This is a genomic window from Mucilaginibacter sp. SMC90 (assembly GCF_022811725.1).
Taxonomy (GTDB): domain Bacteria; phylum Bacteroidota; class Bacteroidia; order Sphingobacteriales; family Sphingobacteriaceae; genus Mucilaginibacter.
The window spans coordinates 2,742,086-2,761,934 of record NZ_CP094527.1; the positions used below are offsets into that span (position 1 = coordinate 2,742,086).

General features: G+C 42.9%; 12 protein-coding genes. 5 read left to right on the top strand and 7 right to left on the bottom strand.

Translation table 11 applies throughout. From position 1 onward, the window contains the following. Positions 1-22: 22 nt before the first annotated feature. Both MTO98_RS11835 and MTO98_RS11840 read left to right on the top strand, forming a co-directional pair. Complete coding sequence (locus MTO98_RS11835) at positions 23-3,226, top strand: efflux RND transporter permease subunit (protein ID WP_243486861.1); 3,204 nt, start codon at positions 23-25, stop codon at positions 3,224-3,226. A 65-nt stretch (positions 3,227-3,291) separates the two neighbouring features. Further along, positions 3,292-4,704, top strand: coding sequence for an efflux transporter outer membrane subunit (locus tag MTO98_RS11840; RefSeq protein WP_243486862.1), 1,413 nt, complete (start codon positions 3,292-3,294; stop codon positions 4,702-4,704). Between the two features lie 80 nt (positions 4,705-4,784). Here the strand turns inward: MTO98_RS11840 and MTO98_RS11845 are convergent, their stop codons facing one another. From MTO98_RS11845 to MTO98_RS11855, 3 genes are all read right to left on the bottom strand, one after another. After that, on the bottom strand, positions 4,785-5,264 hold the full coding sequence (locus MTO98_RS11845) for an OmpA family protein (protein WP_243486863.1): 480 nt from the start codon (positions 5,262-5,264) through the stop codon (positions 4,785-4,787). 53 nt (positions 5,265-5,317) lie between these two features. Then, positions 5,318-6,748: a hypothetical protein gene (locus MTO98_RS11850; RefSeq protein ID WP_243486864.1), complete on the bottom strand. Its 1,431-nt coding sequence runs from the start codon at positions 6,746-6,748 to the stop codon at positions 5,318-5,320. A gap of 362 nt (positions 6,749-7,110) precedes the next feature. Then, the gene (locus MTO98_RS11855; RefSeq protein ID WP_243486865.1) at positions 7,111-8,670 is read right to left on the bottom strand and encodes a hypothetical protein; all 1,560 of its coding nucleotides are present in this window, start codon (positions 8,668-8,670) and stop codon (positions 7,111-7,113) included. Between the two features lie 349 nt (positions 8,671-9,019). On the opposite strand from MTO98_RS11855, the gene MTO98_RS11860 reads away from it, so the two are divergent. Further along, positions 9,020-10,807, top strand: coding sequence for a beta-N-acetylhexosaminidase (locus MTO98_RS11860; protein ID WP_243486866.1), 1,788 nt, complete (start codon positions 9,020-9,022; stop codon positions 10,805-10,807). Positions 10,808-10,848: 41 nt separating this feature from the next. On the opposite strand, the gene MTO98_RS11865 is transcribed toward MTO98_RS11860, so the two are convergent. Further along, complete coding sequence (locus MTO98_RS11865) at positions 10,849-11,190, bottom strand: hypothetical protein (RefSeq protein ID WP_243486867.1); 342 nt, start codon at positions 11,188-11,190, stop codon at positions 10,849-10,851. Between the two features lie 332 nt (positions 11,191-11,522). Here MTO98_RS11865 and MTO98_RS11870 point away from each other — a divergent pair, with 332 nt between their 5' ends. Further along, entirely contained in the window at positions 11,523-13,301 is a 1,779-nt protein-coding gene (locus MTO98_RS11870; RefSeq protein WP_243486868.1) for a glycoside hydrolase family 9 protein, read from the top strand. Positions 13,302-13,658: 357 nt separating this feature from the next. Next, positions 13,659-14,444, top strand: a complete 786-nt coding sequence (locus MTO98_RS11875; RefSeq protein ID WP_243486869.1) for an alpha/beta fold hydrolase — start codon at positions 13,659-13,661, stop codon at positions 14,442-14,444. Here the strand turns inward: MTO98_RS11875 and MTO98_RS11880 are convergent. The 3 genes from MTO98_RS11880 to MTO98_RS11890 all read right to left on the bottom strand — a co-directional run bounded on the left by MTO98_RS11880 (position 14,441) and on the right by MTO98_RS11890 (position 19,808). After that, the gene (locus tag MTO98_RS11880) at positions 14,441-15,478 is read right to left on the bottom strand and encodes an Atu2307/SP_0267 family LLM class monooxygenase (RefSeq protein WP_243486870.1); all 1,038 of its coding nucleotides are present in this window, start codon (positions 15,476-15,478) and stop codon (positions 14,441-14,443) included. The two genes, MTO98_RS11875 and MTO98_RS11880, sit on opposite strands and share 4 nt — an antisense overlap. 3 nt (positions 15,479-15,481) lie before the next feature. Further along, positions 15,482-17,809 carry a family 20 glycosylhydrolase gene (locus MTO98_RS11885; protein ID WP_243486871.1) on the bottom strand — a complete coding sequence of 776 codons (2,328 nt, stop codon included), beginning with the start codon at positions 17,807-17,809 and terminating at the stop codon, positions 15,482-15,484. A gap of 88 nt (positions 17,810-17,897) precedes the next feature. After that, positions 17,898-19,808: an AAA domain-containing protein gene (locus MTO98_RS11890; RefSeq protein WP_243486872.1), complete on the bottom strand. Its 1,911-nt coding sequence runs from the start codon at positions 19,806-19,808 to the stop codon at positions 17,898-17,900. Positions 19,809-19,849: the final 41 nt, after the last annotated feature.

Consider the following 19,849-nt stretch of genomic DNA (forward strand, 5'->3'; position numbering starts at 1 on the left):
CATACACTTAAACTTTAAAGTCATGTTTCAGAAATTTATAGAAAGACCGGTACTCTCAACTGTTATCTCCATATTGCTGGTGATAGTGGGTGTACTTGGTTTAACAAAACTGCCCTTAGAGCGGTTTCCTGATATTGCCCCTCCGTCAGTATTGGTATCTGCTGTATATCCGGGCGCCAATGCCGAAACTATTTTACGTTCCGTTACGCCTTCGTTAGAAGAAGCAATTAACGGTGTGGAAAATATGACCTATATGACCTCTACTGCCAGTAATGACGGTACATTAGGTATCACTGTTTACTTTAAACAAGGTACCAACCCCGACCAGGCAGCGGTAAACGTTCAAAACCGTGTTTCTCAGGCTTCAAGCCAGTTGCCTGCCGAGGTTTTGCAATATGGTATTACAACTACCAAGCAGCAAAACAGCTTCATTGGCGCTATGGCAATTTACTCTGATGATCCAAAAAAATACGATCAAACCTTTGTAGCCAACTACGCGCAGATCAATATCGTTCCGGAAATTAAACGTATACCGGGTGTAGGTTCTGCAAGTATCTTTGGTGGTATTAAGGATTACTCCATGCGTGTTTGGTTAAATCCTACCCAAATGGCAGCCTACAATGTTACACCTGCCGAAGTAACCGCAGCTATACAGGACAAAAACCTTGAAGCGGCACCAGGTAAATTTGGTGAGCGCAGCAACGAAGCATTTGAGTATGTAATTAAATATAAAGGTAAACTTACCAAACCAGAAGAATATCAAAATATCGCTATCCGTGCAAATGCAGATGGTTCTGTATTACGTTTGAAAGACGTTGCACGCGTTGAATTGGGTGCTTACTCCTATAATAGTGTAAGTAACCTGAATGGCCACGACGGTATTATTATTGGTATTATCCAGCTGTCAGGTTCAAACGCTAACGAAATTCAGATCGCGATTGATAACCTGATGGTGAAATTATCAAAGGATTTCCCGGTTGGTATCAAATATAACCAGTTCTATCGTACCAAAACCGACCTTGATGAATCAATTAACCAGGTTGAACATACGTTGGTAGAAGCCTTTATACTGGTATTTATCGTAGTATTTATATTCCTGCAGGATTTCAGGTCGACCCTGATCCCGGCAATAGCGGTTCCGGTTGCTATTATCGGTACGTTCTTCTTCATGAACCTGTTTGGTTTCTCGGTTAACTTATTAACCCTGTTCGCATTGGTGCTGGCTATTGGTATCGTTGTGGATGACGCCATTGTGGTGGTGGAGGCGGTGCATGCCAAAATGGAGCATGATCCAAGTCTTACCCCTAAAGCGGCAACTACCGAAGCTATGCACGAAATTACCGGTGCGATCATATCTATTACGCTGGTTATGGCTGCGGTATTTTTACCGGTGAGTTTCATGACCGGGTCTACAGGTATTTTCTATCGCCAGTTTGCATTAACTATGGCTATTTCCATCATTATATCAGCTGTTAACGCTTTAACCTTAAGTCCGGCTTTGGCTGCCTTATTCTTAAAGAATAAACACAGCGAAGGTGGTCATGGTGCACCCAAGAAAAGCTTTTTAGATAAATTCTACGCAGGCTTTAACGGCGGGTTCAATTACATGACCAACAGGTATGTTGGAGGCTTAAAATTCCTTATCCGTAAAAAATGGATAGGCATAGGCGGGCTTATTTTGGTAGTTGCCGCTACTGTTTACATGGTAAACAAAACAAAAACAGGCTTTATTCCAACAGAGGATCAGGGCTTTGTGGCCATAGCTGTTAATACACCATCCGGTACTTCATTAAGCGGTACCAACAAAGTGTTTAAACAAGCCGAAGATCAGCTGAAAACTTTACCATCAGCAAGGTTCGTTACTGCGCTGTCTGGTTTCAACTTCCTTACCCAGTCAAGCAGTCCGTCGGCAGGTGTTATCTTCCTGTTGTTAAAACCTACTGAAGAAAGGGGCGAGGTTAAAAACATCGATGCTATTCAGAATATAGTGAGGGGCAGATTAGGTGGTATACCGGGCGGTACATTCTTCGTGTTCAGTTTCCCAACTGTTCCTGGTTTCAGTAACGTTGAGGCGCTTGACGTTATGCTGCAGGATAAAACCAACGGCAGGCTGGATAAGTTTAGCGGTGTTGCCAATAACTTTATTGCTAAGCTGATGCAGAAACCGGCTGTTGCTTTTGCCTTCACTTCATACAAAGCTGATTATCCTCAGTTACAATTAGAAGTTGATGATGAAAAAGCTAACCAGTTAGGTGTAAGTGTGAAAGATATCCTGTCAACCATGCAAGCTTACTTTGGTACTGCACAGGCGTCAGACTTTAACCGCTTCGGTAAATATTACCGTGTGGTAGTTCAGGCTGATATTGCCGACAGAACCGACCCATCGGCCATTGACCGTGTGTTTGTTAAAAACAAATCGGGCGAAAATGTACCTATCAATACCCTGGTTAAACTAAAACGTGTTTACGGTTCAGAAACTGCTTCACGTTACAACTTGTTTAACTCTATCGAGATCAATGCCATCCCTAAACCTGGTTACAGCTCTGGTGATGCTATCAAAGCGATAGAGGAAACAGCTAAAGAGCAATTGCCATCTGGTTTTGCTTACGAGTTCACCGGCCAAACCCGTGAGGAGATTTCTTCAGGCGGTCAGTCAACTGTGATCTTCCTGTTGTGTTTGGTGTTCGTGTACTTCCTGTTATCGGCACAGTATGAAAGTTATATCCTGCCATTAGCAGTAATACTTTCAATACCTACAGGTTTATTCGGTGTGTTTGTAGTGTTAGGTTTAACCGGTATCGAAAATAACATTTATGTACAGGTTGCACTCATCATGCTTATCGGTTTGTTGGCGAAGAACGCCATTCTGATCGTAGAGTTTGCGGTGCAACGCCGAAAGGCAGGGCATGGACTGGTCCAGTCGGCTATTGAAGCTGCACAGCTCCGTATCCGTCCAATCATCATGACCTCAATGGCTTTCGTATTCGGTTTATTCCCGATGAGTATTGCTACCGGCCCATCTGCACAGGGTAACCACTCTATCAGTATCGGTGCAGCAGGCGGGATGGTTTCAGGTGTAATATTAGGTTTGTTCATCATACCTGTATTGTACGTGATATTCCAGGGTTTGCAGGAGCGCATAAGTGGTAAGCCTAAACCGCTTGCCGCCAACGCCGGCGACCATGGTAAAGATGTGCCCGTGTTTGAAAACGAATATTCAGCTTAATCAACTAAACATCAACTAAAACTATCATGGGTTTTAAACCCGTGATAGTTTAAAAAGATATAACAATGAAAAATATAATAGGCAGTTTGGCTATTGCACTGGTGGTGCTGGCAGGCTGTAAAGTTTCAAAAGATGTTGCTACACCAAAGGATGGGCTGCCTGAAAACTTCAGGAATGCAGTTACCACCGGCGATACAAGCAGCATTGCCGACTTGCAATGGAAAAACTTTTTCACTGATGCTGCTCTTCAAAAATTGATTGATAGCGCCATAGAAAGAAATTATGATTTGCAGGTAGCCGTTAAAAATATCGAAGCCGCACAATTGCAGTTTAAACAGGTTAAATGGAACTATGTGCCGGCCGTAGGCTTAAATGTTACAGCAAGCAGCAACCGTCCGTCTGATAATAGTGTTACCGGTTTAAGCCTAACCCAATACAATATCGGCACTAAACATATTGAAGATTATAATGCTAATCTTTCGCTTTCATGGGAGGCAGATATCTGGGGTAAAATTCGCAGTCAAAACCGCGAAGCTTTGGCTCAGTACCTGCAAACAAATGAAGCAAAAAGAGCAATTCAAACCAATATTGTATCAAGCGTATCTCAAGGTTATTACAACCTGCTAATGCTTGATGAGCAACTGGAAATAGCTAAGAAAAACGTAAAGCTGAATGATAGCACCTTACGCATCATCAAATTACAATATGATGCCGGTCAGGTAACGCTTTTGGGCGTACAACAGGCCCAGGCACAGTTAGAGGCGGCCGCCCAGTTGGTTCCTCAGTTTGAGCGCGATATCAATGTTCAGGAAAACGGGTTGAGTATATTAGCAGGCAGATTACCTAATGCAATTGAGCGCAATGTTACGCTGAATGATATTACTTTCCCTGAAGCCCCTTCAACAGGTGTGCCATCGGCTATGGTTAGCCGCAGGCCTGACGTAAGGAGTTCTGAACTTGCTTTAAATATTGCTAACGCAAGGGTAGGGATAGCTAAAGCTCAGCTTTATCCTTCATTAACTATTACCGGCCAGGGAGGTTTAAATTCATTTAAATCAAGTAACTGGTTTAACATTCCTGCTTCATTATTCGGTACTGTTGCAGGTGGTATCGCCCAGCCTTTGTTACAACACAAGCAATTACGTACCCAATACGAGGTTGCAAAAGTTGATCGTGAAAAAACTGTGATCCAATTCCGTCAATCTGTATTAAATGCGGTAGGCGAGGTGTCAGATGCTTTGGTTAGGCTTCAGAAATTGAAAGAACAACAAACCATCGCTGCCAGCCGGGTTAAAACATTGCAACAGGCTACTACCAATGCCAGCATGTTGTTTAAAAACGGACTTGCTACCTATCTGGAAGTAATTACTGCTCAGGGTAACGTATTACAAGGCGAACTTGAATTAGCTTCAATTAAAATGGCTCAACTTAGCGCCAACGCCGAGCTTTACCGCTCATTGGGCGGCGGCTGGAAATAATATTTATCTACCCCTATAAAAACCGAAACGGCTGATCATTAACAATGATCGGCCGTTTACATTTTACAGGGAATTAAGATTTAGTTTGTAAAATGAATTTCAACGCGTCGGTTTTTTTGACGGCCTCCGGATGTTTTATTTGATGCAATCGGGTGGGTATAGCCATATTCGGTAGCGGCAATACGTGCCGAATCGGCACCGTTTTTTACAAGGTAAGCTTTTACTGCTTCGGCGCGGGCTTTTGACAGCATCCAATTATAAACGTATGCACCTTTATTATCTGCATAGCCCCCCAGCTTAAGAGATGCATTGTTATCTGTCATCAATTTCGCTACATTTTTCAGGTTGCTTTGAGCATTATCAGGAATAGTAGATTTGTTGAACCCAAATTCAATGTTTTTGATCTTCAGGTTGGCAAGTGCTTTAGGTGACATTTTTTTCGGAATGTCACTTTTTTTCTTTGAAGGGGCATCCGGATTAGCTGCTGCAACAGTATAAGATACTAAACAAAACAAAACGGCTAATGCCGGCGCAATCAATTTTAAATAATTCGTTTTCATGATTTTAGTGGTTATGTTTTAATAGAATATTTCGTTTTGAATTTTTACGTTATCTAATGATGGCGTGGATGAAGGTTCACTCTCTTTACCGATAACAGGTAGCTATTTAACGTGATCAACAAAACCGGAACCAGCAACCCAGCTAACAGCGCAAAAAGATATACCAACAATGATTTTGAAACCACAGATACTCTGTTGTCTGATTTTTGGATTACATTAAGCCGGGGCACTGCGTTCTGTTCATTTACACCTTGTAACTTTCTGTTATACAGCTTTTGTTTGTTGCCTATCACTGCATTGATCTGGGTCAGCGAATCATTTAACTGTGCCAGTACAAATGCGCCTACCGATCTTGACCATTTAGGCTGGCTACTATCTTTGATTTGCTTATCCCTTAATGTTATCGTATTTAAAAGCTCTTTCTTTAATAATTCAATCTCAATATCGAATGCATGTATGCTTGCATCGGATACGTCTGAATCTCGTAATTCCCGTTGCTTATCAAGCTGAACCTGGTTAAAGTCCTTTATAAGTTTATCAATATGACTATCGTTAACATCATAGCCGTCGGGTATCAAAACAAAGGTGTTTGTTGGTTTTGTGATATAAGGCTTAATTGCAGTAAATACGTTTAAGGCAACTTTCTCTTTTTCTGTTGTAACTACCGGCGTTGCTTTTTGTATGCGATTTAGCACGTTCTGTTGTTCCCGGTAAGTATTAGCTATAGTTTTAAAATATGCTATACTATCCTTAAGGGCTACTAAGTGCGAAGCATTATTTGCCGGCTTTTCGGGCGGGTATGCTTTGGCGTACCGGTTATTTACAACATTTATTAATTTGCTTAAAAAGTCATGGCCTTTTTGAGCATTATCCGCGCTTAAAATTAATTCAAAGGTTTTGCCGCTTAAAATTTTCGTATCAAGGCTTTTGCTGAATTGTTCAGTTAAGTAGGGAAGAGGGGTAAGTTTTATTGTTAGCGGCTGCTGCACAGGTTTAAACGCGGGCCCTCTTATTATCATATAATTTAAAGAGCCATATTTAACCGGATGATATAAGGGGACATCTGTGATCACATTGTTTTGATCAACCCTGCAAACATTACTGCTGATTAAATTAATGGTAATTTCCGTAGGTGTGGTATAGATACTCCCTTTTCCGAGTACAAATTTTATGGGCAATGAATCGCCATAAACCTCTGTGTTGGTAAACGTCCCCTTTCGGTAATAACTAACCTGGAGGGGTAATGAATCAAGAGCCTTATGTATCGCAGAATCAGATCGCAATTCGTTAATAGTACTTGCTAATGATTGCCCATCTCCCGAAAGAGATAATTCAACCTGTACTTTATATTTAGGTGATGAAAAGAGCAGGTAGGAAGACGCCACCAAAGCGAAGACTACTACCGAAGTGATAATTAAATATTTATTATGGGATAATAGGCCAAAAATATTCCAGCCTTCTCCATTACTGTGAGCCTGGTTCATAAAATGTTAGTCGTTAGGTATGATGTAATTTTCTGTAATAGAATAACTTACGTATTTAACGAACGAGTGTTTCTATTATTTGGTTTTTGGCCTTTCATGGTTTCTTAGAGCTATTTAGAGTGTCTCACGAGGTGTTATAGCTGTATTTCACACTCTTGTCTCAAAAATTGTAAAGAGATTTATACAACTTTTGAAGCGATTTTGCAGATGACTTTCATTTAATTTAAACGTTATGCCATGTTAGTTTACCAACCATGAGACAGTGCCGGATTAAAAACGCCCCGTTGCGACTGTAAGATTTAAACACCTTGTTACAATTGATCGGCTTTTTTAAATGTTAGGGACAACGCCATTGGTTATATTTATTGTGCAGCTATTTTTTTAGCCGATATTATAAAAACATTTATGGTTAGCCATAAAACAGGTAGCAGCAGGCCCGCCAGGAATGCAAACAGATATACGTACAACGATTTAGAAATCATGGACTCCCGCACATCCGATTTATAAGTTATAGTGAGTTTCGGCCCGGTGTTCTGTATACCTGCTCCGTGTAACAGCCTGTTGTATTGTTGCTGTTTGCTCTTAATTATAGCATTTACCCGGGCCAGCGAATCATTTAATTGTAGTGCTATAAATGACGCTATTGATTTTGGATCTTTTGGTGGTCCGGCATCTTTTGGCGGTTCAATGTCGTCGGGAGGAGCGATATCTTTCGGTTGCTCAACAACCTTAGGTTGGCGGGTAACTCTGATTTGATGAGCATCCCTGATTTTTTGTTCCTTTTGCGTTATGCTGTTAACGAGCGCATCCTTTACAGAATTGATTTCGAGCTTGAAAGCGTAAATGCTTGCATCTGCATTGTCTGAATCCTGCTGTACCCGTTGCTTATTAAGCTGAGCTTTATTGAAATCCTGTATGAGCGCTCCTATGCGATAGTCGCCGCCTTGATAATTATCCGGTATTATAACTAAAGCGTCATTAGGTTTCAATGCATATGATTTGATGGAATTAAGCGTATTTAAATCGGTCTTTTCTTTGTCAGTCAATGGCGTTTGCACGGTTACCGGTACAAGTACCGGTTTCGGTTTTGGCTTTGGCAATCGTCTTGGCTTTTTGATGTTATTCAGTATGTTTTGCTGTTGGCGATAATTATCGGCCATCGCTTTATAATATGTTATACTATCGTTTAATTTAGTAAGTAAAGCACTGTCAACAACTGCGGGTTTGCCTGGTAAACTTGTTTTGGCATATTGGGCATTAACAACTTCAACAAGCTTATTCAAAAAATCTTCTCCCTTTTTAGCATTATCTGCATTGAAAATCAATTCAAAACTGTCACCGCTCAAAATTTTTGAATTTAAGCTTTTACTGAATTGTTTAATTAAGGCGGCAGGAGGAGTGAGCTTTACTGTTAATGGTGGTTGTATGGGTTTAAAGGCAGGGCCTTTTACTATGGTATAATTTAAAGAGGCATATTTAACAGGATGGTATAAGGGTACATCTGTAAGTACGTTATTTTGATCAATCCTGCAGACATTGCCGTTAATTAAATTGATGGTGATTTCGGTAGGCGAATCGTAGGTACTACTTTTGCCAAGCATAAATTTAACGGGTAACGAATCGCCATAAATTTCTGTTGTGGTAAAAGTACCCTCATGATAATAGCTTACCTGAAAGCCTAACGCTTTGACCGCTTTTTCTATTGTCGTTTCAGAGCGTAGTTCGTTAATTGCTGCCGTTGGTATTTCCCAGTACTCAGAAGCAGATAACTCCATCCTCACTTTGTATTTGGGAGATAAAAAGAGTAAATAAACCGAGGCCGCTGCAACAAAAATTACTACCGAGGTAATAATTAAATACTTGTTGCGGAATAACAGGCCCGAAATATTCCTTCCCGCCTTTTTGATGCGAGCATGGTTCATAGAAGATAGTTGTTTTTCGTGGTGTAAATTACTGTAATTTAGTAATTTAGAATTGATTTGGAATGTGTGCCTTTGCGGTTTGTTCTTTGAGGCTGTGGTAATTTCGGTGATTTTCGTAATGATTCACATGTTGCTACAGCTAAACTTCACAGTTGTGTCTCGAAAATTGTAAACTAAAGTTCACAACTCACGGAGCGTGTTGCCAGGTATTTTCATAAAAAGATGGGGTAATCTTACCAATAACGGGCCGGCTGATTTGAGATTTAAACACTTTGTTACAAACAAATTGCCGTCTTTTTCAAAGAAAATTCATATCATAGCAGCCCCAAACTATTTGAGTTGTTTTTAAATGAAGTTTAAGACCGTACTTGTATTTCTTCTGTTTTGCGGTTCCGTTCGGGCGCAAAATGTCAATATAATCCCGCAGCCTAAATCGGTTATTAATGGAACCGGCCAGTTTACCTTTAGTAATCACAGTACTGTTGGAGTAAACGATGCATCGTTATTGCCGATAGCGCGCTACTTTCAAAAACAAGTAAGCCAGTCGGCTGGTTTTACGCTTGCAGTTGATAATAAAGATGCGGGCAGTGTCATTCATTTGCTTTTAACAAACGGCGATCCTACTGCCGGGGCATATTCTTTAAAAATTGTTGCTAACGAAATCACTATTTCCTCCTCAAACCGCGACGGGGTATTTTATGGAATGATCTCGTTATTGCAAATGATCAAAGACCAGCCAAGGGGAGAAAGCATCAATTTATCATCGTTAACCATCACCGATACCCCACGTTACCAGTGGAGGGGATTAATGCTTGATGAATCGCGCCATTTTTTCGGGATGGAAAAAGTTAAACAGATCCTTGATTGGATGGCTTACTATAAGTTGAATAAGTTTCACTGGCACCTGACCGATGCCCAGGGCTGGCGTTTAGAGATAAAAAAATATCCTAAGCTAACATTGGTTGGCGGCATAGGAAACTATAGTGACTCATCTGCCGATCCGCAATATTATACCCAAGCGCAGATCAAAGATATCATTGCTTACGCAGCCGAGAGGTTCATTACCGTGATCCCTGAAATTGATATGCCCGGCCATGCTACGGCAGCTAACAAGGCATACCCTCAGTTTAGCGGTGGCAGCGTTGAAGGTTATCCTAATTTTACGTTCAATCCTGCAATCGATAGCACCTACCAGTTTCTCGGTAACATTATCAAAGAAACCAGTGCGCTTTTCCCTTCCAAAATGATTCATTTAGGAGGTGATGAGGTTGCATTGGGAGTCAAAGCATGGTCGCTAAATCCTTCTATCGCAGGGTTTATGCAGAAAAATAATTTTGCAGATGTGGGTGAGCTGGAGCGTTATTTCTTTAAAAGAGTAGCCGACACGGCTTTGAATGCAGGCAATAAAATATTGGCCTGGGACGAAGCAACCGGCACAAACCTGCCTGCTGATAAAACCATTATTTTTTGGTGGAGACAAAACTTGCCCGGCCAGTTGCATTTAGCTGTGCAAAAAGGCTATCAGGTAGTACTTTGTCCGCGACTGCCGATGTATTTTGATTTTGTGCAGGATGCTGATCATATCTCAGGCCGCAGATGGAAAGGTGTATACAACACGGTTGGCAGTGTTTATGGCTTTCCGGAAAGACAATTGCAAAACAATGAGGACTTACAATCAAAACAGATCATTGGTGTACAGGCCAACATCTGGACTGAAATGATCGGTTCTGAAAAACGCCTTGATTTTATGCTGTTCCCGCGCATTGCAGGCTTAGCAGAAGCCGGGTGGACTGCACCTGAATTGAAGGACGAAGAAGCGTTTAACAATCGCTTAAAGGCAAGTATCAAAATTTACGATGCTGCCAGCATTTATTATTTCAATCCATTCGATAAGTTTTTCCATGATGAAGCCATTGATTTTGGCCCTAAGATCAGGAAAATGGAAAGACCGCCAGATCAGAATATTGATGAAGAGGGCTATCGTCCGCACAGAAGGCATGGAAGGGCGTCTAAAAGGAGCAGCCATTCGTCAAAACATTCATCATCAGTAAAGCATTCGTCGTCAAAAAAATCTTCTTCAAAAAAATCTTCCTCATCGGGTAAAAGCAAAAAAGCATCTCATAAAAAAAGGAAATAACCAACAGGTTATTTCCTTTTTGAAATCACATACGGATAGTATTATCTGTAGGAGGATAAATGTGTGGTTTTAATGCTCAGAACAAACGATTTGCCAACGCTCATCTTTACATTCTTATCTTTTAAAAGCTCTTTGATCGCGCTGTCGGCTTTAAGGAGCTCGTATAGGTCGCGGGCCACTGCCGATCCGCTGATGTTGTTGGTAACCTTGCCGTTTTCCATGTTGATGCTAAATGTATAACCGGATTTGCCTCTGCTGCCTGCTGCTTCAAAATCAGTTATATTTAGCTTAAACTGCTGTTCTTCCTGCAGGCTTCTTTTTAAGTGCAGGCGTATTACAGGCATGTACTTTTGCCATGTCATCAAATAATTTCTTTCGTCCATAATCGTTTTTTAAAAGCAAAAGCCCTCGTATAGTGTGGATACAAGGGCTTCGGTTATCGGGTTTAGGAGCTTGTAAAATCTCCTGGTATAATGCGTTGTAATTATCAGCCTGTTGCAGCGGCCAATTTTTGTAACTTTTCAAAGTTAATTAAATAAATGAGTAAAGCGGTTGGTATTATTAGTTTGTTTTTAATAGGCTCAATAAGCAGCCAGAGCTGTTTAAATACATTGTAGTGGTGAATTAGGGGCAATGGCCAATGCTTTTTAACAGAGATCATTAACTGCCGGTTTGTAAATGCTGTAAATTGCGCCATCAATAAACCTCTATTTACATGAACCTGTTTAACCGCTGCCAGCTTATCCTTTCCGTTTTCTTCGTTTTGTTTTGCTGCCTTTGCAAAGCCGAACCTGTTTTTTATATGAATCAGGTGGGTTATGATGTGCGGGGGGCAAAAACTGTTGTTGTGCGTTGCGATGCTAAACTTGTTAAGGGGATACTTTTTTCGTTACAAAATTCAAATGGGAATGCTGTACATATCGCTCCATTAAAAGGCCCGTTAAAGATTAATGAATGGGACAAGGGCGGATATTTTTACCAGGCCGACTTTTCCGGATTCAAAACGGAAGGAAAATACAGGGTTTATATTGGTACCAAAGATTTTCATTCTCAATCCGATTGGTTTGAGATTAAGGAAAATGCGCTCGCAGTAACTACCATTCCGTCGGTATTGAGCTATTATAACAGGCAGCGGGCCAATACGCCAACCGAGTTGCAGGCCGATGCCGCTGTTCAGCTTTATGGCAGCGACAAAACTGTTGATCTGCGCGGCGGTTGGTGCGATGCCTCCGGCGATGTAAGCAAATACTTTTCGCATTTAGCTTACGCCAATTTTGTATCGCCTCAGCAAATACCTCTGGTAACATGGTCAATGATCAATACGATACAAACCGCGCCGGGTTTGTTAAACAAACTGAATGTTTATAATGGCATGGTGAATGAAGCCCTGTGGGGAGCCGATTACATGATGCGGGCTCTGTCGAAAGACGATTATTTTTACATGATCGTATTCAGCTATTTTAATAAAGATCCTAAAGCCCGCCGTGTAGTTGGGCTAAAAGCAAACAGTGTTACTACAAATGAATACCAGGCGGCTTTTCGTGAAGGTGGAGGGATGGCCATAGCTTCGCTGGCGAGGATCTCACAATTAAAAAAGGACGGCGATTTTAAATCTGCCGAATACCTTGCAGCTGCTAAGCGGGGCTTTGCTCATTTGTTGGCTAACAATACTAAGTACGATGATGATGGTAAGGAAAATATCATTGATGATTATTGTGCACTGATGGCTGCAACCGAATTGTGGATAGCTACAGACAGCGCTCTTTATCGTGATGAAGCCCGTAAGCGAGCCAGCCACCTGAATAAGCGAATGAGCCCGGCAGGTTATTTTATTGCAGATGATGGCGACAGGCCTTTCTGGCATGCGGCAGATGCAGGGCTGCCTGTGGTAGCTTTATGCCGTTACCTGGATAAAGAAAAAGATGCCGATGAAAGAGGTGCCGCGCTATCAACCATAAAAAAAGCCTTGGATTATAACCTGAAGGTAACGGAGAATGTGGAAAACCCGTTTGGTTATGCCCGGCAGTCATTTAAATTCAGGGGTGAGATAAAAGATGGCTTCTTTATCCCGCATGAAAATGAAACCGGCTGGTGGTGGCAGGGAGAAAATGCCCGCCTGGGTTCGCTGGCTACGGCTGCGTTAATTGGGGGGCGACTGGTGTATCCTGAAAAGAGCGGCTGGGGCGTGAAAAAAGAGCTGGCCGAATATGCATCGCACCAAATAGCCTGGATCCTGGGATGCAATCCTTACCAAATGTGTTTTATGTACCAGTACGGCAAAAATAACGTGCCCTATATGAGTTCAAACTTCGGCCACGGGTCGGGTAAAGGTGGTATCTCTAACGGCATCACCGGTAAAAAAGAAAACCCGGATGGCAGCGGTATCGACTTTAAAATGAAAGACGATGGCAACGAATGGCGCTGGACAGAGCAGTGGCTGCCCCACGCCGCCTGGTACTTACAGGCAGTTACGGCAATGGCTGTTAAAGAGTGAGTGATATGCATGAAAAATAAAAAAATGTCATGGGTAGGTACAAAGCATCTTCCTTGCCATATATAGCGGCCATACTTGTTGCAGAAAATCCTTCGTACCTTAGGATGACAGTCTTTTTTAATTATGCATGGGTAACTTGTTTCAACACCTCAATGCTAAGCCATATGCTGAATAAATCACCGGCCTGTCCTGTGGGATACTGAACAAGTTCAGCATGACGGCATAGAGGTGTCATTTTACCTTTGGAGTCCATCGTATTTTAAAATCGCTTTGGCATTTTTGGATCCCCTGATTGTCACTTTCACGCCTTGAAGCGACCATATCTATAGGTATATTTGATATATTAAACCTATAGATATGACACAAACAAAAGGTGCCGGCAGCTATGCCGAAGTTAACGGCCTCAAAATGTATTACGAAATTCACGGGGAGGGTTTCCCGCTGGTATTGATTCACGGCGGCGGTTCGGATATTGACGTTACGTTTGGTAGGGTATTATCAGCCTTTGCGAAAAACCACAAGGTAATAGGGGTAGATCTCCAGGCCCATGGCCGTACTCCTGATAGGGGTGTACCTACCTCTTTTGAACAGGATGCCGACGATGTTGCTGCCCTGCTGAAAAGTCTTGGTATTAAACACGCTGATATTATGGGTTTTAGCAATGGTGGTAATACGGCCATGCAGGTAGCTATCCGGCACCCGGAACTGGTTCATAAAATAGTGATCGCTTCTTCTTTTTACAAGCGCGATGGCTTCGACCCCTGGTTTTGGGATTTTATGCCGAATGCCAGCCTTGATAATATGCCCAAACCTTTGCAGGAAGCATTTCTCGCTATAAACAACGACCAGGCTGCGTTAGAAATAATGCATAACCGGGACCGCGACCGGATGGTGGCCTTTCAAGACTGGGATGATGATGCCATCCGTTCCATAACCATGCCCGCATTAGTTATAGCGGGGGATAAAGATGTGATCAGACCTGAGCATACTCTTCAATTATACCGCACGCTTCCTGATGTACAGCTTTGTATTTTGCCTGCCGGGCATGGCGATTATATAGGTGAGATTGCTGAAGTACGTGAAAACGGAAATTATCCCGCTGTAGCTATTATCGAAGAATTTTTAACCAAGGCAAAAGCTTAAGCTTTTGCCTTGGTTTCTTTACGTACAACAGGAGCTACCTTTGTACCATAAATTTCGATCGCTTTTAAAATGTCATTATGTGCGGTGAAACCGGTCACCAACTGCGCTATAAAACGGGTGTTGCCAAATAGCTCATATTGCTTCATGATTTTATCGATAGCCTGCTGCGGGTCACCTACAACCAATGGCCCGAAATCGCGGAGGTATTCAAATTGCTCCCGTGTCATGGGCGACCAGCCCCTGTCGCGGCCAACACGGGTCATGAGGGCCTCATAGCTTGGGTAAAATTCGTCAGCAGCTTGCTGCGAGTTTTCGGCCACATAAAACTGCGAACTGATGGCCAGCTGCAGCTTGCTAACATCATGCCCGGCTTTGGCGGCCGATTCACGGTAAAGTTCAACAAACGGAACGAAATGTTTTGGTGCGCTGCCTAATATGGCAATGATCATGGGCAGGTTAAGCGCACCAGCTCTTTTTGCCGAGGCTGGGGTACCGCCAACGCCAATCCAAACCGGGATTTCCTGTTGCAGCGGACGAGGGTAAACGCCCTGGTTCCTGATCGGTGCCCTGAAGTTACCTTTCCATGAAACAATTTCCTGCTTGTTGATCTGCAAAAACATTTCAAGCTTTTCGGTGAACAACGCATCGTAATCATTCAGATCGAAACCAAAAAGCGGGAACGATTCAATGAAAGAGCCACGACCGGCTATCATTTCAACACGACCGCCGGATACCAGATCGGCAGTAGCGAAGTTTTGAAATGTACGCACAGGATCGGTTGAGCTTAATACGGTAACCGAACTGGATAAGCGGATATTTTTGGTTATAGCAGCAGCTGCCGAGATCAAGATCTCGGGTGCAGAGATCACAAAATCGGGCCTGTGGTGCTCGCCGAAGGCAAAAACATCCAGGCCAACCTCGTCGGCCAGTTTTACTTCTTCCAATAATTCCTGCACCCGTTTGTGGGCGTTTACGGCATTGCCGCTTTTACCATCGGGATGTACCTCACCAAAGGTGCTTATACCTAATTCCATGTATTAATAATAAAGATCGGCTGCGTTGAGCTCTTTCTTTTCAAAACTACCGGGTGCAGTAATATATACTTTAAGCGGTGCTATACGCTGTCTGTACCTGCCGGTTGGCGGTGGCGGCGCGTTGTATATATACTTTACCTTTATTTGATGAAAACCTTTTGCCAGCGGCAGCGCGTATTCAGCTTCTGTTAATTGCACACCATCAATAAATAACTGGCTGGCGGCATAATTTGCAAGGGTAAAGTTATAAGTACCCTCGGCTAAAACATTCACGTAACCGTCATAAACAACGCCAAAATTGGGGTTGTCTTTTTTCAGGGCTTCAGCATCCGGTTTATTGATAGTTGATGAATCCTGTGCGGTAACATAGCTAAGCTGATCGGGGGAGGTAAACGTGCTTTTTGTCCATTTGTATTTAAGGCCCTGTTTATTGGCAGTATAATTTACGGCCGGAATAGGTGCCTTATTATACATTAAAGTTCGGGTTGCAATACTCCTGCGGCCCGAAGGGGTGATCACTCTCGTCCTTAATTCCCGCTTTTCGTTTTGGGGGATGGAGAAAGTTATCGGCCCATCATATTCCAGGTCGGTATCCAGCGGATCGCGGCCGTTAAGCGTATAGTAGATCTTAGCGCCTGGCACAACTGATTTCAGCGTGTAAACAAACTTCGGCCCTACAACCATGGTATCAATAGTAGTTAACGCTGTTGGTACGCGGTAGTTGTAGTTCATGGCATCGAGCCTTGCAAAATGTTTGGCCAGCCTTACTTCAGAAAAATTGGTGTAGTTTTTATTTGCAGGTTGTGTCCAGGCCACTTCCGACAGGGCGAATACCCTCGGCATGATCTGGTATTGTAATTTTGCTACGGTTGGCACATACTCTGTCCACAGATTGCCCTGGGTGCCGATTACGTATTTCTGCTCATCAGGAGTCAATTGTTTTGAAACCGGGTCATAGTTATAGGTTTCCTCTAAAGTGGCGTAACGGCCAAATGATACCGGCTCCTGCGGTGAGCTGCTTTGGTAATGATCAAAGTAATTACCGGTAGTTTGCGGCGTCATGATCACGTTATGTTTTTGACGTGCAGCGTTAATGCCGCCTTCTTCGCCCTGCCAGCTCATTACCGTGGCGTTAGGGGCAAGGCCTCCTTCCAATATCTCATCCCAGCCAATAATACTGCGCCCTTTGGAGTTGATAAATTTTTCTATCCTTTGGATAAAATAGCTTTGCAGTTCCTTTTCATCTTTCAGGCCTTTTTCCTTCATCAAAGCCTGGCAAAAAGCCGATTGTTTCCAGGGTTCTTTACCGGCCTCATCGCCGCCTATGTGGATGTATTTGCTTGGGAAAAGCGTCATTACTTCGGTAAGTACATCCTCCAAAAAGGTAAAAGTTTGTTCGGTAGGGCAGTACAGGTTGTTGATATCACGCGGGGCTTTCTGACCGGCTACGGTGTCACATTTAAATTCGGGATAAGCGCGTAGCGCAGCTTCAGAATGGGCAGGCATTTCAATTTCGGGGATGACATTGATATAACGGTCGGCAGCAAATTTCACAACGTCTTTAATCTGCTCCTGGGTATAAAAGCCTCCGTAACTGAGCGAATCGGGCCAGTCGCGGTTGCTGCCGAACATGGTTTGCTGGCGGAAAGCACCTACCTGGGTTAGCTTCGGGTATTTTTTGATCTCAATACGCCATCCCTGTCCATCAACCAAATGCCAGTGAAAGGTATTAAGCTTGTAGGATGCGATAAGCTCGATAACTTTTTTCACCTCCGCAACAGTAAAGAAATGACGCGATACATCCAGCATCATACCCCTGTATCCAAAGCGCGGCGAATCTTCTATTACCGCGCACGGTAATTTGTACGCCCTGGCGTTTTCAACCGGGAAAAGCTGCAGTAAGGTTTGAATACCATAAAACAAGCCTGCATCCTTGCCAACTATAACAATATTACGCGGCGTAATAGTTAATTTATAACCTTCCTTTGGTAATTTATCAGATCCTTTTGCCGTTAGGATAAGGCCCCTGCTTTTTGCTGCCTTAAGTTTTGAGTTGTATTTGGCTATTTTAATGTTAAGGTGTCGGTTGGCCTGAAGGTAATCTTTCAACCATATAACTGCTTTGTCTTTTGGATTATCCGCTTTGATTGATGTAAGCGGGCCGAAGGTAAATACTCCGCTGTTTCTGGTTATTGAAGCAGGGGCAGGGATGATACCCAAATGCGGGTCATCAGCACTGGTTTGGCCCAATACGTTATCGGTGTGTCCTGTAAAAATAATGAGGCTTATAAAGGCAATAAGTTTGGTCAGGTACTTTTGTTTAAAATTCATACAGCGGTGGTTATAAGGCTAAAAGATAAATTTAGTCATTATCCTAAGCCGTAACAGTATTAAAACCAATGTAACAAATAATTGACGTTTAATCATATCCTGCATAATCCCAGGCACTTTGATAGCCATTTAGCTGCTCGGCATAACTGATCATATCTGCATAAAAAGCCGAAGATGCCAGGGTTGAACTGTCACCAATCATTACCAACTTTTTACGGGCGCGGGTCATGGCTACGTTCATGCGCCGGATATCATTCAGGAAACCAATTTCGCCCCGGGTATTACTGCGGGTTAAGCTAATGTAAACTACATCACGTTCCTGCCCCTGGAAACTATCAATCGTATTTATTGCAATTTTATCGGCGTAGATCAGCAACTCCGGCGAATCCACGAGCAATTGATTTAAAATTCTGATCTGTTCTTTGTATGGGGAAATAACTGCAATAGTTGGGAAATTTTCTGCCGGATAATGTCCGGTAAGTTCATTAACCAATTTGTGAAGGTGTTTAAACAGGAATGCCGCCTCTTCGGGATTGGCTGTACTTGTACCTTCCTGTTTTTCATCAAAACCACAACCTGCAGTATCCACAAAACTAAGCGGGATATCTCCCTGAAACAATAACTGGTTAGCTACCGATTCATGAGCTTTTAGCCTGTTGTCATAAAACTCTTTTGAAGAGAAACCCATAATAGCTTCATTCATACGGTATTGTTCTTCAAGTAAGGTGACAGCTTCAGGATACAAAGCGGTACATTTTTCGAGCAATGTGGTGCTCAGGCCATCTTTTGCAGCCTGCTGGGATTTTATAGTAGGAGGGAGCTGTAAATGATCGCCGGCAAGGATCACTTTTTTTGCTTTTGATATCGGGATCCAGCAGGCCGGTTCAAGAGCCTGCCCGGCTTCGTCAATAACTACTGTGTGAAATTTTACATCGCGGATAGTATAATGATTAGCCCCTACAAGTGTAGCTGTAATGATCTGTGCTTTGCTGATCAGGTCCTGGGCAATAAACTGCTCGGTTTTGTCAACCTCTTTGATAAGCTGATGGGCTGCATCAAAAAGCGCTTTGCGCTGGTCGCGCTCGGCTTTACCAAAATTGCGCTTGTATTTATGCGCCATGTTCTTGTATTCTGAAGCCTGCTTTTTAAGCTTTTTGATCTCTTTAGTATCGGCGTGGGCGCTTATCCTGCTATCTAAAGTTAAGGACATCAGCTTTTCAGATACCCTTGCAGGATTACCGATGCGAAGTACATTTAAGCCTTCGGTGCTCAGCTTTTCACTTAAAAGATCTACTGCTGTGTTACTCGGTGCTACTACCAAAACCTGTTGTTTGTTTTGTTTTATGAGCGCTTTGATAGCCTGTACAAGAGTAGTTGTTTTGCCAGTGCCCGGAGGCCCGTGCACTATGGCCAGTTCCTGTGCTTCAATTATTTTTTTTACCGCCTGCTGCTGTGATGTATTCAGGCCCTGAAGCGGGTAATGAACTGTTTCGGAAACAAAACCTGGCGCACTTTGCCCAATTAACACGCGGGTAAGATGGCCTTCTTTATTATCATCAACAAGCTTAGCCGCAATTTTGAGTGCTTTCTGCATCTCATCATAGCTGTTATCATCAAACAGCAAATCAATGCCAAGCTTTCCGTTCCTGCTCCAGTCGGGGAGCTCATCTGTATTTAAAGTTAATTTTAACCTGTTACCGCCCTGGTATGATACCGTGCCGTTTATACGATCGGTTTTAGGGTCATGGTTTGAAAACAAAGCTGCCGAAGCCCCAAACCTGAACTGGTGACTAAGGTCCTGATGTGAAGGACGTTCAATTTCTACAGAGAGGTAATCGCCCCTGCCTATTTCAGTGCCTTTTATGGCTATTGGGTACCATGTAAGCCCTGCTGCCCTGCGTTCGGCAGTTGAAGAGGTTTCTGTTAATTTGAGGTAAGCCCGGCGGTCTTCATCCTGCTCTGTTTGTAATAAGCCGAGCAGTTTTTTAAAATAGTCCATTTTGCAAAGGTAAAGCTTAGCCCTGGCTTTTTTGATTTGTT